This window comes from Actinomadura oligospora ATCC 43269 (assembly GCF_000518265.1).
Taxonomy (GTDB): Bacteria; Actinomycetota; Actinomycetes; order Streptosporangiales; family Streptosporangiaceae; genus Spirillospora; species Spirillospora oligospora.
This window is the reverse complement of record NZ_JADG01000007.1, coordinates 166,341-186,670: the sequence shown is the minus strand read 5'-3', so window position 1 is coordinate 186,670 and position 20,330 is coordinate 166,341. Positions and strand designations below refer to the sequence as shown.

At 73.0% G+C, this 20,330-nt stretch carries 15 protein-coding genes; 7 read left to right on the top strand and 8 right to left on the bottom strand.

Features of this window, described 5'->3' with window-relative positions; all coding sequences use genetic code 11:
* Positions 1 to 54: 54 nt before the first annotated feature.
* Positions 55 to 1,146, bottom strand: coding sequence for a peptidoglycan-binding domain-containing protein (locus tag P696_RS0110185; protein ID WP_026412264.1), 1,092 nt, complete (start codon positions 1,144 to 1,146; stop codon positions 55 to 57).
* On the bottom strand, positions 1,143 to 1,661 hold the full coding sequence (locus P696_RS44510; RefSeq protein WP_051467255.1) for a hypothetical protein: 519 nt from the start codon (positions 1,659 to 1,661) through the stop codon (positions 1,143 to 1,145). Before P696_RS44510 ends, P696_RS0110185 begins: the two co-directional genes overlap by 4 nt.
* Positions 1,662 to 1,824: 163 nt before the next feature.
* On the opposite strand from P696_RS44510, the gene P696_RS0110175 reads away from it, so the two are divergent.
* The 4 genes from P696_RS0110175 to P696_RS44500 all read left to right on the top strand — a co-directional run bounded on the left by P696_RS0110175 (position 1,825) and on the right by P696_RS44500 (position 7,660).
* Positions 1,825 to 2,481, top strand: coding sequence for a response regulator transcription factor (locus P696_RS0110175; RefSeq protein WP_026412263.1), 657 nt, complete (start codon positions 1,825 to 1,827; stop codon positions 2,479 to 2,481).
* Positions 2,478 to 3,854, top strand: a complete 1,377-nt coding sequence (locus P696_RS0110170) for a sensor histidine kinase (protein WP_026412262.1) — start codon at positions 2,478 to 2,480, stop codon at positions 3,852 to 3,854. Before P696_RS0110175 ends, P696_RS0110170 begins: the two co-directional genes overlap by 4 nt.
* Positions 3,855 to 4,334: 480 nt before the next feature.
* Entirely contained in the window at positions 4,335 to 6,803 is a 2,469-nt protein-coding gene (locus tag P696_RS44505; protein ID WP_084337189.1) for a sodium-translocating pyrophosphatase, read from the top strand.
* Between the two features lie 386 nt (positions 6,804 to 7,189).
* The gene (locus P696_RS44500) at positions 7,190 to 7,660 is read left to right on the top strand and encodes a SixA phosphatase family protein (RefSeq protein WP_026412261.1); all 471 of its coding nucleotides are present in this window, start codon (positions 7,190 to 7,192) and stop codon (positions 7,658 to 7,660) included.
* A 63-nt stretch (positions 7,661 to 7,723) separates the two neighbouring features.
* Here P696_RS44500 and P696_RS0110150 read toward each other — a convergent pair whose 3' ends face one another.
* The 6 genes from P696_RS0110150 to P696_RS0110125 all read right to left on the bottom strand — a co-directional run bounded on the left by P696_RS0110150 (position 7,724) and on the right by P696_RS0110125 (position 16,283).
* Entirely contained in the window at positions 7,724 to 10,072 is a 2,349-nt protein-coding gene (locus tag P696_RS0110150) for an FUSC family protein (RefSeq protein WP_026412260.1), read from the bottom strand.
* A 285-nt stretch (positions 10,073 to 10,357) separates the two neighbouring features.
* Positions 10,358 to 11,563 carry a phosphoserine phosphatase SerB gene (serB, locus tag P696_RS0110145; protein ID WP_034484297.1) on the bottom strand — a complete coding sequence of 402 codons (1,206 nt, stop codon included), beginning with the start codon at positions 11,561 to 11,563 and terminating at the stop codon, positions 10,358 to 10,360.
* Between the two features lie 96 nt (positions 11,564 to 11,659).
* Complete coding sequence (locus P696_RS0110140) at positions 11,660 to 12,691, bottom strand: S-adenosylmethionine:tRNA ribosyltransferase-isomerase (RefSeq protein WP_034484084.1); 1,032 nt, start codon at positions 12,689 to 12,691, stop codon at positions 11,660 to 11,662.
* A 164-nt stretch (positions 12,692 to 12,855) separates the two neighbouring features.
* A complete protein-coding gene (locus P696_RS44495) occupies positions 12,856 to 14,322 on the bottom strand; it encodes an MFS transporter (protein WP_051467253.1) in 1,467 nt (488 codons plus the stop codon).
* A complete protein-coding gene (locus tag P696_RS0110130) occupies positions 14,319 to 15,023 on the bottom strand; it encodes an SDR family NAD(P)-dependent oxidoreductase (RefSeq protein ID WP_026412257.1) in 705 nt (234 codons plus the stop codon). Before P696_RS0110130 ends, P696_RS44495 begins: the two co-directional genes overlap by 4 nt.
* Positions 15,024 to 15,107: 84 nt before the next feature.
* On the bottom strand, positions 15,108 to 16,283 hold the full coding sequence (locus tag P696_RS0110125; protein WP_157429608.1) for a hypothetical protein: 1,176 nt from the start codon (positions 16,281 to 16,283) through the stop codon (positions 15,108 to 15,110).
* A 686-nt stretch (positions 16,284 to 16,969) separates the two neighbouring features.
* Between P696_RS0110125 and P696_RS54155 the strand changes: the two genes are divergently transcribed.
* From P696_RS54155 to P696_RS0110105, 3 genes are read left to right on the top strand one after another with little or no spacing between them, the layout of a single operon-like run.
* Entirely contained in the window at positions 16,970 to 18,646 is a 1,677-nt protein-coding gene (locus tag P696_RS54155) for a GAF domain-containing sensor histidine kinase (protein WP_245627593.1), read from the top strand.
* On the top strand, positions 18,643 to 19,338 hold the full coding sequence (locus tag P696_RS0110110) for a response regulator (protein WP_051467249.1): 696 nt from the start codon (positions 18,643 to 18,645) through the stop codon (positions 19,336 to 19,338). The genes P696_RS54155 and P696_RS0110110 overlap by 4 nt, the downstream gene beginning before the upstream one ends.
* A 40-nt stretch (positions 19,339 to 19,378) precedes the next feature.
* Complete coding sequence (locus P696_RS0110105; protein ID WP_026412253.1) at positions 19,379 to 20,170, top strand: PP2C family protein-serine/threonine phosphatase; 792 nt, start codon at positions 19,379 to 19,381, stop codon at positions 20,168 to 20,170.
* The last annotated feature ends 160 nt before the right edge of the window (positions 20,171 to 20,330 follow it).

Sequence of the window (20,330 nt, the reverse complement as noted above, 5' to 3'; positions counted from 1 at the left end):
AGATGACCTTCTCGGGACGCGTCGCGGTGGACGGGAGGGTCTCGTCGTGGAGGTTCACGTGGGCACCACGACCTTCGTGCCCTCGGTGACGCCGGAGCCGGTGACCTCGACCTTGCCCTGGGCGAACACGCCGGTGTCCACCTTGACGGTCCGGACGGGGGCGGACGCGCCGGGCACGACCTGGACGCCGTAGCCGCCGCCCGGCAGCGCGACGAGCGCGCCGACCGGGACGGCCAGCACGGACGCGTGCTTCGACGCGGTGAGGTAGACGTCCACGGGGGCCTTGTCGTAGGAGCCGAGGGCGCGCTGCCGGCCGATCTCGACGGTGACCTTGACCGTGGTCGGATCGTCGGCCTTGGCCTGGGTGGCGACCTTGCCGACCGAGCTGATCGTCCCCTTGGTGGAGCCGCCGTCGGGCAGGTCGATGGTGACGCCCGCGCCGGCCTTGGCGAGCTTCTGGTACTTGACGTCCAGGTTGACGGTGACGACGCGCGTGGTGCCGGTGTAGGTGAGCAGCTGACCGCTCGCGCGGTCGCCGGCCTGCGCGCGGCGCTCGGCGACGCGGATCTCGTCCCGCGCGACGACGACGGATCCGGGCGCGACCTGGCCGGTCTCCTCCATGCCCAGGTCCTCCTGCCACTCCTTGACGGCGGTGGCGGTGGCCGAGGAGTACTCCTTGTCCACGTCGAAGCCGCTGTAGCCGAGCGCGGCGAGGTTGCGTTCGAACTGGAGGACGTCCGTGCCCGAGACGCCGTCCTTGAGAGTGCGGTAGAGCGGCATCCGGCCGTACAGCAGCGGCACCGGACGGTTGTCCACCCGGTAGGCGGGCTCGCCGCGTCCGATCTTCGTGCCCGCGGACGGCAGCCAGGTGATCGTCCCGCTGGACGATCCCCCACCCCCCTTGCCCGAGCCGCCCGAGCCGCCGGAGGCGGCCGACAGCGCGGTCGTGTCGCCGTAGCCGAGGGTGCCGTCGACCTTCTGCGTCTCGGTCAGCGTCGTCCGCTCGACGGCGGCGGTCGCGGGCACCTTCGGCCCGCCGGACGACCCGGACCCGCCCCCGCCGCCGAGCCCGGCCGTGGCGAGGCCGGCGCCGCCGACGGCCGCCACGGCCAGGACGCCCAGCGCGATCGCGCGGGATCGTCTCACTTGGGTCCTCCGGGCTGGAGCTGCTTGCAGGCGTCCTGCGCGGCCTTGAGCTTCGGATCGTCGGCGATGTCCTGCTTGGCCCCGCCGGGCGGCGCGGTCCTCTTGATCTTCATTCCACCGTCCGCGCCGGGGTCCTGCATGTCGATGCCGTGCTCGCGCATGCACTTGGCGAACTTGCGCATCTTGTCCTGGTCCTGCGGGCTGGCCTGGCGTGGCTTGCCGCCGTTCGGCATGAGGCTCTGGCACGCCTTCTGCGCGGCCTGCATCGCCTGCTCGTCGTTCGCGCCCGGCTTGGCCGTCTGCATGACGGTGATCCGCCCGCTGCCGTCCGGGTCCTTCATGTCGACGCCGTGTTCGCGCATGCACTTAGCGAAGTTGCGCATCTGGGTGGCCTCGTCGGCCTTCTTCGCCGACTCGGTGGCGAGCTTGTCCTTCGAGCCGCCGTTCCCGCAGGCCGTGAGGCCGAAGGCCAGAACGGGCACCAGCAGCAGGCCGGCGAGCCGTGGGGTTCGCATCGTGGTCTCCTTGTCCGCGCCGGGTGGTTCCCGGCGATCGAGGAGAAGTTCAGCGGGAGGCCGGTAACCCGGCCGTAACCCCATCGCGTTATGCGGACATTACGCGTGATCCAACAGGCTCGTCCGAGGACGCGGCGGTGCCGCTGACGGGGAGGGTGGGACTGTGCGGGTGCTGGTGGCCGAGGACGAGCGGATGCTCGCCGACTCGATCGCGGAGGGATTGCGCGCCGAGGCGATCGCGGTGGACGTGGTGTACGACGGGGACGCCGCGCTGGAGCGGCTCGGCGTGAACGACTACGACGTGCTGCTGCTCGACCGGGACCTGCCGGTCGTGCACGGCGACGAGGTGTGCCGGGCGGTCGCGGGGTCGGACGCGCACGTGCGGGTGCTGATGCTGACCGCGGCGTCGTCGGTGCCCGCACGGGTCGAGGGGCTGAGCCTCGGCGCGGACGACTATCTGCCGAAACCGTTCGCGTTCGAGGAACTGCTCGCGCGCGTGTACGCGTTGGGCCGGCGCGCCCGGCCCGCCGACCCGCCGACGTTCGAGCGCGCGGGGATCCGTCTCGACCCGTCCCACCACGAGGTGTTCCGGGACGGCCGGTACGTCCACCTGGCGCGCAAGGAGTTCGCGGTGCTCGCCGAGCTGCTGCGCGCGAACGGCACGGTCGTGTCCGCCGAGCGCCTGCTGGAGAAGGTGTGGGACGAGCACACCGACCCGTTCACCAACACCGTCCGGGTGACCCTGATGAAGTTGCGGCGCAAGCTCGGGGAGCCGGCCGTCATCGAGACCATCCCGGGAGTGGGGTACCGGATCCCATGAAGCCGACCATCCGCATGAGGGCGACGATCCGGGCGCGGCTGGCCCTGCTGTACGGGGGCATGTTCGTCGCGGCGGGGATCGTCCTGCTCACGCTGACCTACGTGCTCGTCCAGAACAGCCTCCAGGGGCCGCGCGGGCAGCTGGTGAACCAGGTCGTCATGTCCTCGCAGGCGCTGGACGGCACGCCGATGCCGGGCGGGACGCCGGACCCGCTGCGGCTCCTGCAGGCCCCGACGGGCCGGACGCCTGATCCGCTGGCGCTCATGCAGTCCCCGGTGGTGACCGCCAAGACGCGGAACCAGCCGAAGGGGCCGGTCAGGGTCGGCGGAGGACCGCTGACCGCGATCGGCACGGTCGGCCCCAAGGATGGCACCAGCGTGAAGGCGGCCTACCTGATCCAGCGGCAGCGGGTCGGCGGCGCGGCGGACGACTTCCAGAAGGCGACGCTCGACTCGGTGCTGACGCAGGGGGCGATCGCGCTCGGCCTGGTGGCGCTGGCGGCGCTCGGGCTCGGCTGGCTGATGGCCGACCGGGCGCTGCGGCCCGTCCAGCGGATCACCGAGACGGCGCGGCGGGTCGCGCGCAGCCACGACCTGACCGAGCGGATCGGCTACGACGGGCCGCGCGACGAGGTGCGCGAGCTGGCCGACACCTTCGACACGATGCTCGGACGGCTGTCCAGGTCGTTCGACGGGCAGCGCCGGTTCGTGGCGAACGCCTCGCACGAGCTGCGCACCCCGCTCGCGATCAACCGGACCCTCGTGGACGTCGCGGTGCGGCGGCGCGGCGCGTCCGAGGACGTCCGGCGGCTGGGCGAGTCGCTGCTGGTGGTGAACGAGCGGCACGAGCGGCTGATCGACGGGCTGCTCACCCTCGCGGGCGGCGAGAACGAGGTGACCGAGCGGATTCCGCTGGACCTCGCCGACGTCGCCCGGCACGTGGTGGACCTCGCGGCGGCGGAGAACGGCGAGGCGGCCGACCGGGACGTCACGGTGCGGGGCGAGTTCGCCCCGGCGCCGACGGCCGGTGATCCGGTGCTGCTCGAACGGCTCGTCCAGAACCTGGTGGAGAACGCCGTCCGGCACAACCACCGCGGCGGGACGTGCCGGGTGATGACCGGCGTGCACGACGGCTGGACGGAGCTGACGGTGACCAACACCGGGCCGGTCGTCCCGGCCTACGAGACCGAGACGATCTTCGAGCCGTTCCGGCGGCTGGGCGCGGAGCGGGTGCGGTCGGACCGGGGCAGCGGCCTCGGGCTGTCGATCGTCCGCGCGGTGGCGGGCGCGCACGGCGGGACGGCGGTCGCGTCGCCGAATCCGGGCGGTGGCCTTCGCGTCACGGTGCGCCTGCCGAATTCGGGACAGAAGTGATCCGGGGTGTCACTGGTGCGTGTGGGAGGAACGGTTATGAGATCGTTCTCTCGTCGATCTTCGCGCCGTTCGGATAACGGCCGGAGTCCATTTACCAATTACGGATGTCTATAACTGGGAAGCGTGGGGTCCGCGGGGATGGCGTGACGCGATTATGGCTATGAGGTAAGAGAAAGCTTACCCTGTCTGACCAGCCCGGACGGACGGACCGGGGCGGACGCGAGCAAAACCCGGGCCCTCGGGTATTGCCATTCCAGTCCGCCTCCGGGAGGTCCCGGACGGTCTTCTCAAACCCGTCGCCACCTGCGTACACTCCCGGCACCCGCGTAGCCGTGCGCAGTGACTGATTCGGCGTTGCCGCCGAGGGGTGCAGGGGGCCCGTCCCTCCTCGGAGACATTGAACCGGCCGCTCGCGGGGTACGCGGTAAAGATCGTCCGTTTGGACGATCCGGATCGCCACGCCCCTGTCGAGGAGGACGGATGTCTGGGCTTTCCCTGTCAAGCCCGGCCGTTGCGAAAGCCGCGGACGTCAGTCTCGGCGGCGGTGACCTCACTTTGGTGGTCGTCGTCGCCGTGGTCGCGCTGCTGGCACTGGCCGTCGCCGCAGGACTGGTACGGGAGGTCCTGGCCGCGGGCCAGGGCACCGAGAAGATGCAGTCCATCGCGCGGGCCGTCCAGGTCGGCGCGCTCGCCTACCTGAAACGCCAGTTCCGCACGGTCGCCATCTTCGTTGTCGTCATCCCGTTCCTGCTGCTCCTGCTGCCCGCCGACAGCACGGGCGAGCGGATCGGCCGGTCGGTCTTCTTCGTCGTCGGGGCGCTGTTCTCGGCGGTCACCGGGTTCACCGGCATGTGGCTGGCGGTGCGCGGCAACGTGCGCGTCGCCGCCGCCGCCCGGGACGCCGAGGGCGGCGAGCGCAAGGCCATGCGCATCGCCTTCCGCACCGGCGGCGTCGCGGGCATGTTCACCGTCGGGCTCGGCCTGTTCGGCGCCGCCGTGGTCGTCCTCGCCTACAAGGGCGAGGCGCCGAAGGTGCTCGAGGGCTTCGGCTTCGGCGCCGCGCTGCTCGCCATGTTCATGCGGGTCGGCGGCGGCATCTTCACCAAGGCCGCCGACGTCGGCGCCGACCTGGTCGGCAAGGTCGAGCAGGGCATCCCCGAGGACGACCCGCGCAACGCCGCGACGATCGCCGACAACGTGGGCGACAACGTCGGCGACTGCGCCGGGATGGCCGCCGACCTGTTCGAGTCGTACGCGGTCATGCTGGTCGCCGCGCTCATCCTCGGCACCAACGCGTTCGGCAACGAGGGCCTGGTCTTCCCGCTGATCGTCCCGATGATCGGCGTGATCACCGCGGTGGTCGGGATCTTCGCGGTCGCGCCGCGCGCGTCCGACCGGTCCGGGATGTCGGCGATCAACCGCGGGTTCTTCATCTCCGCGATCTTCTCGGCCGTGCTGGTCGCGATCGCGGCCTTCGCCTACCTGCCGTCCTCGTTCGCCGACCTGCACGGCGTCACCGACCCCAAGATCCAGGGCCTGGACGCCGACCCGCGCTGGGTCGCGCTCGGAGCCGTCCTGATCGGGATCCTGCTGGCCAGCGCGATCCAGCTGCTCACCGGCTACTTCACCGAGACCAACCGCAAGCCGGTCAAGGAGGTGACCGGAAGTGCCCGCACCGGCCCCGCGACCGTGATCCTCTCCGGGATCTCGCTCGGCCTGGAGTCGGCCGTCTACACCGCCCTGGTGATCGCCGGCGCCGTCTACGGCGCGTTCCTGCTCGGCTTCGGCAACACCACGGTCGCGCTGTTCGCCGTGGCGATGGCCGGAACGGGCCTGCTCACCACGGTCGGCGTGATCGTGTCCATGGACACCTTCGGCCCGGTCTCCGACAACGCGCAGGGCATCGCCGAGATGTCCGGCGACGTCCAGGGCGAGGCCGCCGCGGTGCTGGAGCGGCTGGACGCGGTCGGCAACACCACCAAGGCGATCACCAAGGGCATCGCGATCGCGACCGCCGTCCTCGCCGCGACCGCGCTGTTCGGCTCGTTCCGGACGACCGTGGTGAACGCGCTCGGGCACGCCTCGCCCTCGGCGAAGGACGCGCTCGGCGACTTCAAGGTGTTCTCGCTGTCGATCGACAACCCGAACGTGCTGATCGGCCTGGTGATCGGCGCGGCCGTGGTGTTCCTGTTCGCGGGCCTGGCGATCATGGCGGTCGGCCGGGCGGCCGGACGCGTCGTGGTCGAGGTCCGCAACCAGTTCCGGACCCGTCCGGGGATCATGGACGGCACCGAGGAGCCCGACTACGACCGGGTCGTGTCGATCTGCACCCAGGACGCGCAGCGCGAGCTCGCCACTCCCGGGCTGCTGGCGATCATGACCCCGATCGCGGTCGGGTTCGCGCTCGGCTACGCCCCGCTCGGCGCCTACCTGGGCGGCGCGATCGCGGCCGGGGTGCTGATGGCGGTGTTCCTCTCCAACTCCGGCGGCGCGTGGGACAACGCCAAGAAGCTGGTCGAGGAGGGCAAGCTCGGCGGCAAGGGCTCCGAGGCGCACGCCGCGACCGTGATCGGCGACACCGTCGGCGACCCGTTCAAGGACACCGCGGGCCCCGCGATCAACCCGCTGATCAAGGTGATGAACCTGGTCGCGCTGCTGGTCGCCGACGCCGTGGTCCGCTACGCCGGGAACACCTGGCTGCGCGTCGTCGTCGCGCTCGTCGCGATCGCCGTGGTCGTGGCGGCGATCGTCATCTCCAAGCGCCGCGCCGACCCGATCGGCGAGATGGCCGAGGCCGAGGCCGAGGAGCCCGTCGAGACCGCCGTGTCCAAGCCGCTTCCGCCGCCGGGCGGGGCGCCCTCGGCCGAGACGGTCACCGCGGGCGGGGAGGCCACCGTGGCCGAGGCCAACGGCACGACCCGCACCGCCGACCCCACCACGAAGGAGTGACCCACTGAGCCCCACTCGCGCCCGCCCGTCGCGAGGACGGCTCCCCTGGAGCCCGCCTCGCTGAGGCTCGCATCGCGCCCCCGTCCGGCCCGTCCGGACGGGGGCGCGTCATGTCCCGCCGACTGGGCGGGCTGGTCGTGTTCGGCCGCCGGGTGGGCGGTTCTGCCGTCGGACCGGGGGTGTGGCATGGCCCTGGATCCGGGGCACGGGGGTCCGGCCGTACGCTTGTACGACACCACATCGAAACGCGGGAGGCGCGGCCTTGAGCGGCGAGAAGTCCACCCTGTCCGGCCCGAAGGGGTTCACCCTCGTCCTCGTCGGGATGCTGGCGATCATCGGCGTGCTCTTCCTGCTCGCCTACCTGGTCGCGCCGTAGGACCCCGGGGATGCCCACGCTGATCGTGCTCCGGCACGCCAAGACCGAGGACGGCTTCGGGAAGGCCGACGCCGACCGGGAGCTCACCGGGCGGGGACGGCGCGACGCGTCCGCCGCCGGAGACTGGCTCCGCGCCCACGGCCGCGCGCCCGGCCTGGTGCTCTGCTCGCCCGCCGTCCGCACCCGGCAGACCCTCGGCGAACTGAAGATCGACGCCGGCGTCCGGTACGAGCCGCTGATCTACGCCAACGACGCCGACGAGCTGCTCGGGCTCGTCCGGGAGACCGGCGACGAGGTGGGCACGCTGCTGCTCGTCGGCCACAACCCCTCGGTGCACCGGCTCGTCCACGACCTGGCCCCGGACGAGGCGCCGATGGGCTTCCCCACCTGCTCGCTCGCCGTCATCGGCCTGCCGGACGCCTGGAGCGCCGTCCGCCCCGGCACCGGCGACCTGATCGTCTACCGCGACCCGAAGAGCTGACCTCCGGCCACCGCGCCCCGAAGAGCTGGTTTCGGCTACAGCGTCCCGAAGGCTGATCTTCGGCTACCGGGACTCCTGGAGCCGGTCGTCCGGCTCGGGCTCGGCCTCGGGACCGGGGGCCGGGGACGGCCTGGGCTCGTCCGGCAGGACGGCCTTCCGCGCGCTGTCGACCAGCGCGTCGGTGTCGCGGCGCAGGGACCGCAGCGCGTAGCGGGTGCCGGAGACCTCCAGCAGGGTGTGCCGGAGCGGCGTGAACGTGTCCGGCCCGACGCCGCCCTTGACCTCCTCGCGGCGGCGCCTGGCGATCGTGGCCAGGTGGTCGTCGAGATCGGAGAACTCCTCGTCCAGCCGCTCCTCGGTGGACGGCCCCTCGGCCGCGGCGGGATCGGGCGGCGGGTCGGCCATCAACGCGGCCGACTCCTCCAGCAGGTCGGCGATCCGGTCCAGGATCTCCGGGACGGGCCCGACGTCGACCTCCTGCTCGCGGGTCATCCGGCCGACCGCGATGAGGTGGTCGCGGATCCTGTGCGCGGCGGCGATCGCGCCGCGCAGCTCGCGGATCCGCCGCTCGTCGGGGACCCGCTCGCGGCCGAGCATGGTGCGCGTCTCGGAGACCTCCTCGGCGCTCTCCTCGGCGGTGACGATCTTCTCGTGCGGCAGCTGCTCGCGCTCCCCGACGACCACCTCGGCGGTCGCCCGGACCAGGTCGGCGTGCATGCGGAGCAGCTCGCGCAGCTGGCGCGGAAGCCGCTCGAGGTGCCCCGTCGGCCAGAGCAGCCGGACGGCCAGCACGGTCAGGACCCCGCCGAACAGGGTGAGCCCGATTCGCTCCGCGGCGGCCACCCAGTTGGACGGCGTGGAGAAGTCCAGCAGCATCAGGCCCAGCGGCGTGCCGAACAGGAACCAGTAGGTGATCGCGATGTCCCGCACCGTGAACGCGACCAGGGCCAGCGGGAACACGAAGTACGCGACGGTGAGCGGGTCCGGGGCGAAGCCGAGCAGCACCGCCGCGATCACCGCTCCGAACGCGGTGCCGATCACGCGCTCGATGACCCGGTCGATCGTCTCGCCGTAGGTGCCGCGCAGGCTGAGCATCGCGGTGATCACCATCCACTGCCCGTGGTTCAGCTTCATCACGGCCGAGATCGACATGGCCACGAACGCGGTGACGGAGATCCGCGCGACCTGCCGGAACGTCGGCGACCGGGTGCGGACGGCCCGGCTGATCCGGTCCCACAGCGACACCGGGTCCGGCGTCGGGAGCTGCGGCGGCCCGAACCCGAGCCGCAGCCCGGCCTTGACCAGCCGCCGCGCGGAGTCCACGGCGCCCGCGATCCGGTCGATGGACCGCAGGATCTGGTCGGTCAGCGCGACCGCGACCATGTCCTCCTCCCCGGTCTTGCCCGCCCGGCGGATCCGGTCGCTCTGCCGGGCCAGCCGCCGGATCGCGGCCGAGTCCAGGTCGCCGAGCGGCGCGCCCAGCGGGGACTCCCCGGCGGTGCGGACCGCGCCCGACAGCAGCCGCAGGCGGGCGGCCAACGCGGAGATCGCGACGTGCGCGTCCAGCTCCCACTCGCGGTTGCGGTCCGGCGGGCGGCCCCGCTCGGCCTCGACGAGGGCGCGCAGCGCGACGGTCTCGTGCAGGATGCGGGACAGCGCGTCCAGCAGGCGTTCCGGACGTGTCGGCTCGTCCTGGCCGCGGCCCGTCCGGTACATGGCGTAGGTTCCGCGCGCCTCGGTCAGGGCCTCGGCGGCGGAGCGGCGCTGCTCCTCCCAGTCGACGGTGTGGACGACGGCGGCGAGGTCCGGATTGGTGATCTGGACGGCGTCCAGGGCGGCGGCGTCGGGGGTGCCGATCTCCTGGGCGACCGCGTCGAGCGCCCCGGCGACCTCGTCCGCCGCGTCCGAGAGGGCGTCCCGCAGCGGACGCAGCCGCCGCGCGGGCCAGGGCGCCAGCACGATCACGCAGAACAGCACGCCGCCGAGCAGTTCCAGGAACCCGATGTACACGACGTCGTCGGGGTGCGGCCGGACGGCCGCCAGCAGCACCGCCAGGCCCGCCGTCGAGCCGATCCAGGGCACCGCCGACCCGAGCGCCACCACCGGCGGGACGACCACGACCGACAGCCAGACGTGCCCGCTGAGCAGCCCGCCGAGGGCCGAGCCGACCGCCACCAGCATGACCGCGCTGCCGAGGTTGCGGGCCTGCGCGCCGTACGGCCCCTCGGGCGCGCGCTGCGCCACCAGGAACGCGCCCAGGGCGATCATCGCGCCCGTCGCGGCGCGGTGGGTCATCACCCCGGCGATCAGCGGCGCGGTCACCGCGAGGGCGGCCGAGAGCCCGTAGAAGGGCGTCGCCTCGCTCCCGAACGAGCCGATCGAGGCGTACGCCTGCCGGACGCGCTTCAGCATCGCGGCACCGCTCCCCCCAACCCGCGACGGACCAGGGAAGGTATACCCCGTCTCACCTGGATGATCACCAGTTGGCGATGTCCGCCCGATGACCTTCCGTCCCGGAAGGGGGGACGGGAGTAAAGGGCGCGGTGGACCCCGGCCGTTTCGCGGCGTCCAGGGAGACCCGCGGAAGGCGCTCCCGCTCGTCCGTGGAGCCCCGGTGGCCCGTGCCAGCGGTCACCGCCGCTGGCCGTCACCGCTGCGGGTCGACTCCGCTGGCCGTCCCGGGGACGGCCGGTCGCGTCAGCCGACGGAGGGGTCGGCGGCGTCGGCCGCCTCGACGTCCTCGCGGCTGATGCCCAGCAGGAACAGGATCGTGTCCAGGTACGGGACGTTCACGGCGGTGTCGGCGGCCTGCCGGACGACCGGCTTGGCGTTGTAGGCGATGCCGAGGCCCGCGGCCTGCAGCATGTCCAGGTCGTTCGCGCCGTCGCCGATCGCGACCGTCTGGCTGATCGGGATCCCGGCCTCCCGGGCGAACCGCTCCAGGGCGGCGGCCTTGCCCGCCCGGTCGATCACCGGCCCGACGACGCGTCCGGTGAGGCGGCCGTCCTGGACCTCCAGGGTGTTGGCGGCCGAGTAGTCGATCCCGAGGTCCTCCACGAGGGCGTCGGTGACCTGCGTGAACCCGCCGGAGACGATCGCGAACTTGTAGTCCAGCCGCTTCAGCGTGCGGACCATCGTGCGCGCCCCGGCGGCCAGTTCGATCTTCTTCCGGACGATCTCCAGCGCGCCCGCGTCCAGCCCGGCCAGCAGCGCGACCCGCTCCCGCAGCGACCCCTCGAAGTCCAGCTCGCCGCGCATCGCGGCCCCGGTGACCTTGGCGACCTCGTCCAGGCAGCCCGCCTGCTCGGCGAGCAGCTCGATGACCTCGCCCAGGATGAGGGTGGAGTCCACGTCCATGACGATCAGCCGCTTGGCCCGGCGCTGCAGCCCGCCCGGCTGGACGGCCACGTCGACCTGCCGTTCGGCGGCCTCCTGGGCGAGCGCGGCGCGCAGGGTGGTCTTGTCGGCGCCCGAGACGTCCATCTCGATGCAGGTCACGGGGTATCCGGCGAGCCGCTCGATGCGGTCGATGTTGGCGCCGTTCGCGGCGATCCGCCCGGCGATCCCGGCCATCGCGGCGGGCAGGAGCGGGGCGCCGAGCACGGTCACGTGCAGCCGCCCGCGGCGCCGTGGCACCGCCCGGTCGCGCCCGGTGGACAGCTCGACCTCCATGTCGAGGTCCGTCGCGACGCGTTCGGCGGCCGTCCAGACCCGTCCGATGTCGGCCCCGTCGGCGTAGGAGACCAGGACGCCGAGGACGAGCCGGCCGCGGATCACGACCTGCTCCACGTCGGCGACCGTGACGGGGAAGCCCGCAAGGGTGGCGAAGAGCCGCGACGTGACCCCGGGGCGGTCGCGGCCGGTGAGCGTGATGAGGAGCGTGCGCTGTGCTGTGCCGTCCATGCTGTTCACCACGGTACCGGCCGTGCCACGCGCCCGTCTGTGACGTCCACCATGCGGACGCCGAGCGTTCAGCCCGTCCTGCCCGGGGTTCACGGGCTAGTCGGGCAGGACGAGGTTGAGGTCCCCGAATTCGTGCCAAAGGTAGCGCTCGTCGAGGGCGGCGGCATAGAGGGCCGACAGGAGGGGGCGTCCGGCTATCGCGGTCAACATCATCAGATGGGACGATTTCGGCTCGTGCAGGCCGGTGAGCAGGCCGTTCACGGCCTGGACGCCGCGCTCGGGGGTGACGACATGGTCGGTCCAGCCGGTGAGGGGGCCGCCCGCCGCGACGGTCTCCAGAGCGCGGACGACCGTGGTGCCGACGGCGATCACCCGTCCGCCGTGATCACGGATGTGGCGGACCAGGTCCCAGGTCGGCTCCGGGACGCGGTAGCGCTCGGCGTACGGCGGCTCGTGCGCCTCGGGGGACGCGACGCCGGTGTGCAGGGCGAGCGGCGCGACCAGGACGCCGCGCGCGACGAGCCCGGTGACCAGTTCGGGCGTGAACGGGCGGGCCGCGCTCGGCATCTCCGCGCCGCCGTCGGCCCGGTCGAGCGCGAAGGCGGTCTGGTAGGCGGCGGTCGGCCAGTCCCGCCGGACGTAGCCGTACCTGATCGGGACGCCGTTCCGCCGCAGGTAGGGGACGACGGGGGTGCTGAGCCGGGCGTGCCACAGCCGGTCGCTGTGCCGCCGGACGAGCCGCAGCGTGACGCCGTCCGGCATCGGGATCCACTCGCCGGGGCTGCCGCCGTGGTAGGGGGTGCTCCCCTTGCCGGAGCGCCGCCGCAGCTCGACGAGCCAGTCGCGGCCGTCGGAGCCGGGGCCGTCCACGTCGGGGACGGGGGTGGAGAAGTGCACGGCGAGCCGGTCCAGCCGGACGGCGGCGGGCAGCGTCGCGGACGTGTTGACCACCAGCAGGTCCCCGGGTCGCAGCAGGCCGGGCAGCTCGCGGAACGCGTGGTGGGTCACCGCGCCGGTCGCGGCCCGTCCCACCAGCAGCCGGACGCCGTCGCGGGTCTGTCCACGCGCCTCGGGCGGCTCGTGGGCCTCCAGGTCGGCTGGAAGGGCGAAATCCAGGGTTTCGGACATGACGAACTCCAGGGTCGGCCCCCGAGGGCGGAGGCCGGGAGAAGGAAGGAGACGTTCTCTGCCGCGCCCGCCCGGGACGCGGCAGTCCACTCGGAGCCGTCCGCCGGACGGCGGGCGGAAAGGCCGTCACAAGCCGCGGCGGACGGTGGCCGCGACGCGTCCGGTCAGGTCGTCGGGCGTGGCGTGACGCGGAGGGCGGCGATGACGCCGACGGCGGCGAGCGAGGTCAGCAGGACGCTCGAGACGCCGAGGCCGGTGCCGAGGCGGTCGGTGCCGATGGCGGCGACCAGGGCGCTCGCCGCCCCGACGAACAGCGAGGAGCCGAGATTGTCGGCGATCTGGAGCGCGGCCGAGTTGACGCCCTGCTCCTCCTCGGGCGAGTTGTTCAGGATCAGGACGCTGAGGCTGCTGATCGCGAAGCCCATGCCCGCGCCGCCGAGGGTCCAGGCGGGCGCGGCGGCCCATCCGCTGATCTGGACGGCCACGGCGGCGCCCGCGATCCCGGCCGTGACCAGCACCGCGCCCAGCCGGACGAAGAACTGCCGGGACCGTTTGGACCGGCCCTGGATCTGCGACGCCCCCGACCAGCCGAGCGCGCCGAGCGTCATCACGACGCCCGCCTCGGCGGGGCTGAACTTGTGCAGGCTGGTCAGCGCGAGCGGGATGAACACCTCCATCCCGGCGAACGTGCCGGACAGCAGGCCGCGCACCAGCACCACGCTCGGCAGCCCGCGCCGGAACCGCAGCGTCCCGGCGGGGAGCATTTTCGGCAGGCCGAAACCCAGCCCGGCCAGCCCGGCCGCCACGCCGAGCACCATGATGATCCCGGGGTGCTGGAAGCCGAACAGCAGCACGCCCGCGCCGCCCGCGACGGCGACCGCCGCGACGTAGCGGGCGGTCGTGGTGCGCTGGGCCGCCTGCTCGCTCGGAAGGATGTTCCGCAGCGCCGGGACCAGCATCGCCGCGGCCGGAATGACCAGCGGGATCAGCCCCAGGAACACCCAGCGCCATCCGGCGTGCTGGGCGACCAGCCCGCCGACCGCCGGGCCGATCAGCCCCGGCAGGACCCACGCGGCCGACAGCGCCGCGAACACGCGCGGGCGCAGCTCCTCGGGGTAGACGCGGGCGATCAGGACGTACATCGAGACCATCGCGATCCCGGTGCCGAGCCCCTGGAAGGTGCGCGCCCCGATGAAGATCCACATGGTGGGCGCGGCCCCGGCCGCCGCGAGTCCCACGACGAACAGCGCCAGCCCGGTCATCAGCGGACGACTCGGCCCGGAACGGTCCACCCAGCCGCCGGACAGCACGGTGGTCAGCAGGCTCGCGATCAGCGTCGCGCTGAACCCCCAGCCGTACAGCGAGAGGCCGTCCAGGTCGCGCGCCGTGACCGGCATGACCGTCCCGACGGCCATCGCCTCGAACGCCAGCAGCGTCACAACGAGCACGATGCCGAGCGTCGGCACCAGCATCCTGCCGCTCCAGACGCCGCCCGTCCGCTCCTCGGCGACGCCCTCCGGCGACGGGTCGACGACCGCGTCGGTGGGGGCGTCTTCGGTACGGGTGGCGGTCTCGGCGAGGGCGTCGTCCGACGGTTCGGTGGGGGGATCGGGTTCCAGCACAGTCGTCATTGTGCGCTGCCTTCCGAAATGGTCGGGTTCGCGAGGTCGGCGACGCGGTGACGTCCGCTCGGGCGGCGCTCCTCGATCAGGGTGCGCAGGGCGGCGGCGGCGTGCTCGGGCGGCGGCGCGGCGTCCGCGTCCTCGCCGGAGGCGCGCAGCATGTCGGTGCGCATGTCGCCCGGCTCGACCCACCAGACCGCGAGGCCCGGCTCCTCGGCCGCCAGAACGTGCGAGAGCTGCTCGAGGGCGGCCTTCGTGGAGCCGTAGCCGCCCCACGTCTCGTAGGGCTTCACCGCCGCGTCCGAGCTGATGTTGAGGATCGCCCCGCCCCGCTCGCGCAGCCCCGGCAGGAACGCCTGGATGAGCGCCAGCGGCGCGGTGACGTTGGTGCGGAACGCGGCCTCGAGGTCGTCCAGGGGCTGGTCGGCGAGGCGCGGCAGCGGCGTCGTGCCGAGCGTGCCCGCGTTGTTCACCAGCAGGTCGATCCCGCCCGCCTCGGTGACGGCCCGGACCAGATCGTCCCGGTGCGCCGGGTCGGTCACGTCCCCGGGGACGGTCACGACGCCCGGCCCGAGCCCGGCGGCGGCTTCGGCGAGGGCCTCCGCCGACCGTGCGTTGACGATGACCGTCCAGCCATCGCGGACGAGTTCGGCGGCGAGCGCACGGCCCAGCCCCTTGGACGCTCCGGTGATCAGTGCGGTCTTCGTCATGCCGACGACGCTATTTCGCGCGCCCGCGCGGCACATCGGCCACGCGGGCGCCCGAGCCTCAGCCCTTGGTCCTAGGGCCCCGGGTCAGTGGTTCGGCCGGTAGACCGCCACGGCCGCCTCCGAGGCACGGGAACCGGTCAGGGAGCCTCCGACCAGGATTGTCCCGCTGCCGCGCAGCGGAGCCGTGTCGCCCCAAGGCTCGAAGCCGCGTCCGGCCAGCTTCTGCGGGACGACGTCCACATGCCATTTACCGGTGCTCTTGCGATAGAACATGATCGCGCGCTCGCGGTAGGCGGGTGGGGTGTTCTCGCTGACCAGCATCGTGATGAACGCGAGCTCGCCCCGGTCGGTGAGGAACGGACGGGACCTCGGCCCGAGGTCGGTCGCGCCGGGGATCCGCTCCCGGCGCCAGCCGCGCCGGTCCCGGACGAAGGCGTAGGTCTGGTTGGTGATGCCGTCGCCGGTCACCCAGACGCGGTCGCGGCCGGCGGTGATGCCGGAGAAGTTCACTTCACCGGAGGGAAGGGGAAGACGCTCGCGCCTCCAGGAGCGTCCGTCGAAGTGCAGGATGACTTCGTGGCCGTCGTCAGAGGTCTCGAAGGCCGCCGCCCAGATGTCCCGTGACGATCGGACGGCCACGCCAGTGACCATGGTCTTGGTGACCGTCCGCTTCCAGGTCTTGCCGTTGTAGCGCCACATGATGGCCGTCGGATCGCCCTTGCCCATCAGCATGCCGAAGATCCGGACGTCGCGTGCGCCCGGAGCGGCGATGGCCGTCACCGTCGTTCCCGGGAACGACTTCATGGTCGTCCAGGAGCGTCCGTTCCAGCGCAGGACGCGCGCCGGGACACGCTTGACACCGGCTGCGGCGGCGGAGCGCAGGGCTGGACGTTCGGCGAGGAGCCGGTTCACGGAGGCCGCGGGCGGGGCCGGAAGCTCCCCCATCGTCGCGGCCCAGACGTTCCGGTCGGACGAGGCAGCCGCTTCGATGACAGGACTGTCGACCGTCCGGGGCAGGGCGGAGGCGCGCCACCTGCCGCCGGACAGGTGGAAGGCGCGAGCCTTGGAACCCTGGTCGTTCGTGGTGAACGTCCAGGCGGTCCGCTTGGACGTGGCGACGGTCGTGGTCGCGGTCGTCCCGGCGGACGTGTGGAGGGAGACGCGCCACGTGCCCTTTGCGGCAGCGGAGGGTACAGACGCGTGCGCGGGGGAAGGGACGACCGTCAGGACGGTCGCAGAGGCGGCGGTGAACACGGTCACCGACCGGAGGGAAAGCCTCAAGGAAACCCCGATCTCGAAGATCATGAAAATCGGCGAATACTACCGAAAGACGGTCATAGCGCTGAAGGGGGAGGGGCGTGGACGCGAGGCTCGTCCGGGCGGATGACGGGCGGACGGCGGAGTCCGGCCCACGGGCTGATTCGCCGTATGGCGTCCACCGAGTACGGTCTTCACAGGCGGGCGCACGGGCGCTCACCGACGACGGTGAAGGGCCGGACGGGACCGGTATGGGCGCATCCGAGGTGGGCTGCGGAAACGCGCGCGCGGGCGCGAACGCGAGCGCTCGCGCGCCCGCAGACGCGGACGCGGATGCCCGCGTGCCCACGGAAGCCGGTGCCCGCGTGCCCGCAGGCGCGGATGCTCGTGAGGCCAGGGAAGCTAATGCCCGTGTGGCCTCGGACACGCGCGTGCCTGCGGACACGGATGCGTGCGTAGCTGCGGAAGCCGGTGCCCGCGTGGCGGCGGAAGCTCGCGTGCCCGGGGAAGCCGGTGCCCGCGTGGCGGCGGAAGTTCGCGTGTCCGGGGAAGCCGGTGCCCGTGTGGCCTCGGACACGTGCGTAGCTGCGGAAGCCGGTGCCCGTCTGGCCGCGGATGCTCGCGTGCCTGCGGAAGTCGGTGCTCGCGTGGCCTCGGACGCTCGTGTCCCTGCCGAAGCCGGTGTTCGCGTGACCGCGGGCACGTATCCGGGCGAGCCCGGCTCGCGGACGGGCGAGGAAGCCACGCTGCACGCGGTCAGCTCCGCCGTCCTCGCGGTCACCCGGCACCTGTCGGTCCGCGAGGTGCTCCAGGTGATCGTCCGCGCCGCCGCCCGCCTGCTGGACGCCCGCTACGCCGCCCTCGGCGTCCCGGACGACCAGGGCTCGTTCGCCGAGTTCGTCGTCGAGGGCGTCAGTTCCGCCCAGTGGGACCGGATCGGCCCCATGCCCCGCCAGCACGGCATGCTCGCCGCGATGCTCCGCGACAACGAGCCCAAGCGGCTCGCCGACATCCGCCGCGCCCCCGAGTTCGAGGGCTGGCCCGCCGCGCACCCCGTCCTGAAGGACTTCCTCGGCGTCCCGATCCGGGACGGCGACCAGGTGCTCGGCATCATCTTCCTCGCCAACCGCCGCCAGCCCTCGTCCCGTCCTCCCACGGTCTGCGCCTACGCGAGCGGAACCTGCACCAGCAGCACCTGCACCAGCGGCCCCGCCCCAAGCGGGCTCGCCACGAGCGCCCCCGCCCCAAGCGCCCCCGCTACGAGCGGCCCTGCCACGAGCGGGCTCGCTACAAGCGGCCCTGCCACGGGCGGGCCTGCGACGAGCGGTCCTGCGACGAGCGGTCCTGCGACGAGCGGTCCTGCGACGAGCGGCCCCGCTACGAGCGGGCCTGCTACGGGCGGCCCCGCCCCAAGCGGGCCTGCTGCGGGCGGCGCTGCCACGGGCGACAGCGGTGCTCCCAGCAGTGACGGCACTCCCAGTGGCGGCGGGGCTTCCGGTGGTGGGGGCGCTGTGGGCGGCGACGGGGCTTCGGGTGAGGGTGGTGCTCCGGACTGTACGGAGGCGGGGCCCGGGTTCTGCGCGCGGGACGAGGAGTTGCTGACGCTGTTCGCCGCGCACGCCGCGATCGCGATCACCAACGCGCGGCTCTACGAGGCGAACCGTGAGCTGACCGTCGTCGCCGAGCGCACCCGGCTCGCACGTGAGCTGCACGACGCCGTGGCCCAGAAGCTGTTCTCCCTGAGGCTCACCGCACGCGCGGCGTCCGCGCTGGCCGAGCGGGATCCGGCGCGGGCCGTCCAGGAGCTCGACCAGGTCGAAAAACTCGCCGCGGACGCGCTCGCCGAGCTGCGCGCGGTGATCTTCGAGCTGCGTCCGGCCGACCTCGCCGACGGGCTCGCCGCGTCCCTGCGCAAGCACGCGGAGGTCCTCGACCGCGCCTTCGACGCGCGCGTGGTGTGCGACGCGGACGGCGCGGTCGGCCTCCCCGAAGAAGCCGAGCTCGGCCTGTTCCGGATCGCGCAGGAGGCCCTCCACAACGCGCTGCGACACGCCGGGGCGAGCACCGTGCGCGTCCGGCTCGCCTCCGCCGCGGACGCCGTCACGCTGGAGATCGCCGACGACGGTAGGGGGTTCACGCCGTCCGACACTCCCGCGAAGTCCGACACGCCCGCGAACCGCGCGGGCGTCGGCGTGCGGAACGGCGCGGGAAACGGCTCCGGAAAAGGCGACACGCCCGGGAGCGGAGGCCCGAACGGCCTCGGACTCGACTCGATGCGGGACCGTGCGCACTCGATCGGGGGCACACTGTCGATCGACACCGCGCCCGGCCGGGGCACGGTGGTCCGTGTGGAGGTGGCCCTGTGAGCGGCCCTGTGACCGACACCGGCGGAGGCGCGGCGCGCACCTCCGCCGCGATCCGGGTGCTGATCGCCGACGACCATCCGGTCGTCCGGCAGGGGCTGCGCACCTACCTCGGTATCCAGGACGACATCGAGGTGGTGGGCGAGGCCGCGGACGGCGTCGAGGCGGTGTCCATGGCCGAGCGGCTGGAGCCCGATATCGTGCTCATGGACCTGAAGATGCCGGGCGCGGGCGGCCTGGCCGCGCTCACCGAACTGCGTGCTCGCGGGGTCGCGGCGAGGGTGCTGGTGCTCACCAGCGTCACCGAGCGGGGCCACGTGCTGCCGGCAGTACAGGCGGGTGCGGCTGGGTATCTGTACAAGGACGTCGATCCGCGGGCGCTCGTCCAGGCGATCCGCGCGGTCCACGACGGACACGTGCTGTTCGCGCCGGACGCGGCCGAGGCGGTGCTCGGCGCCGACGCGGCCGGCGACGGACGGCATGACGACCGCGGCCTGGCCGCGCTGACCGACAGGGAGCGTGAGGTGCTCGTGCAGATCGCGCGGGGCAGGTCCAACCGGGAGATCGCGCGCGCCCTCGTGGTCTCCGAGAAGACGGTCAAGACGCACGTCAGTAATCTGCTCATGAAACTGGGAGTGCAGGATCGGACGCAGGCGGCGCTCCATGCCGTCCGGCACGGACTCGTCGCGGACTGATAGAACAACTTCCACTGACAGGATCGTCATCGAAATCGGTATGAACGTAGCAATCAGGTACGCAGCAGGCAGCGACATCGGATGCAGCCGGGAGAACAACGAGGACTCCGGCTACGCCGGGGCCCGGCTCATCGCGGTGGCGGACGGTATGGGCGGCTACGCCGGCGGCGAGGTGGCGTCCTCGACCGTCATCGGATCGCTGCGCTCACTGGACGCCGAAGCCCCCGTCGAGGACCTCGTCGGGGTGCTCGGCCGCGCCGTCGCCGAGGCCAACGAGAAGCTCCGCATCGTCCGCGAAGAACGCCCCGACCTGTCCAGGATGGGCACCACGCTCACCGCCATGCTGTGGGACGGCACCCGCGTCGCCCTCGCCCACATCGGCGACTCGCGCGGCTACCTCCTGCGTGACAACGAGCTGTTCCAGATCACGCAGGACCACACCATGGACGAGCTGCTCAAGGCCGAGGCCGAGCAGTCCGGCCAGACCCCGGACCCGGCCGAGACGTCGAGGCTCTCGCACGTCCTCTACCGCGTGCTGGACGGACGCGAGGACCGCGAGCCCGACCTGCGCCTGCGCGAGGCCCGCCTCGGCGACCGCTACCTGCTGTGCTCGGACGGCCTGTCCAACGTCGTGGACCCGCAGACCGCCTACGAGGTCCTCGCCGCGGAACCCGACCCGGCCCGCGCGGTCCACCGGCTCATCGGCCTGGCCCGCGACGGCGGCGGCCCCGACAACATCACCGCCGTCATCGCCGACGTCGTCGAGGCCGACCACCTCGCCGCCGTCCCGCAGGCCGCCCCCCTGACGGTGGGCGCCGCGGCCAACTCCTGACGCCGCGCGCCCACCGACCCCCCAGGCCGCACCACCACACCACCGCGCCGCGCCGCCCGCTCCCACGGGCGTCCTCCCACACCCCGGCCCGCGGTCTCCACACCCCCACGCGCCGCACGCGCGCTCGCACCCCGAGCAACGCGCCCCTTCGCGCAGACCG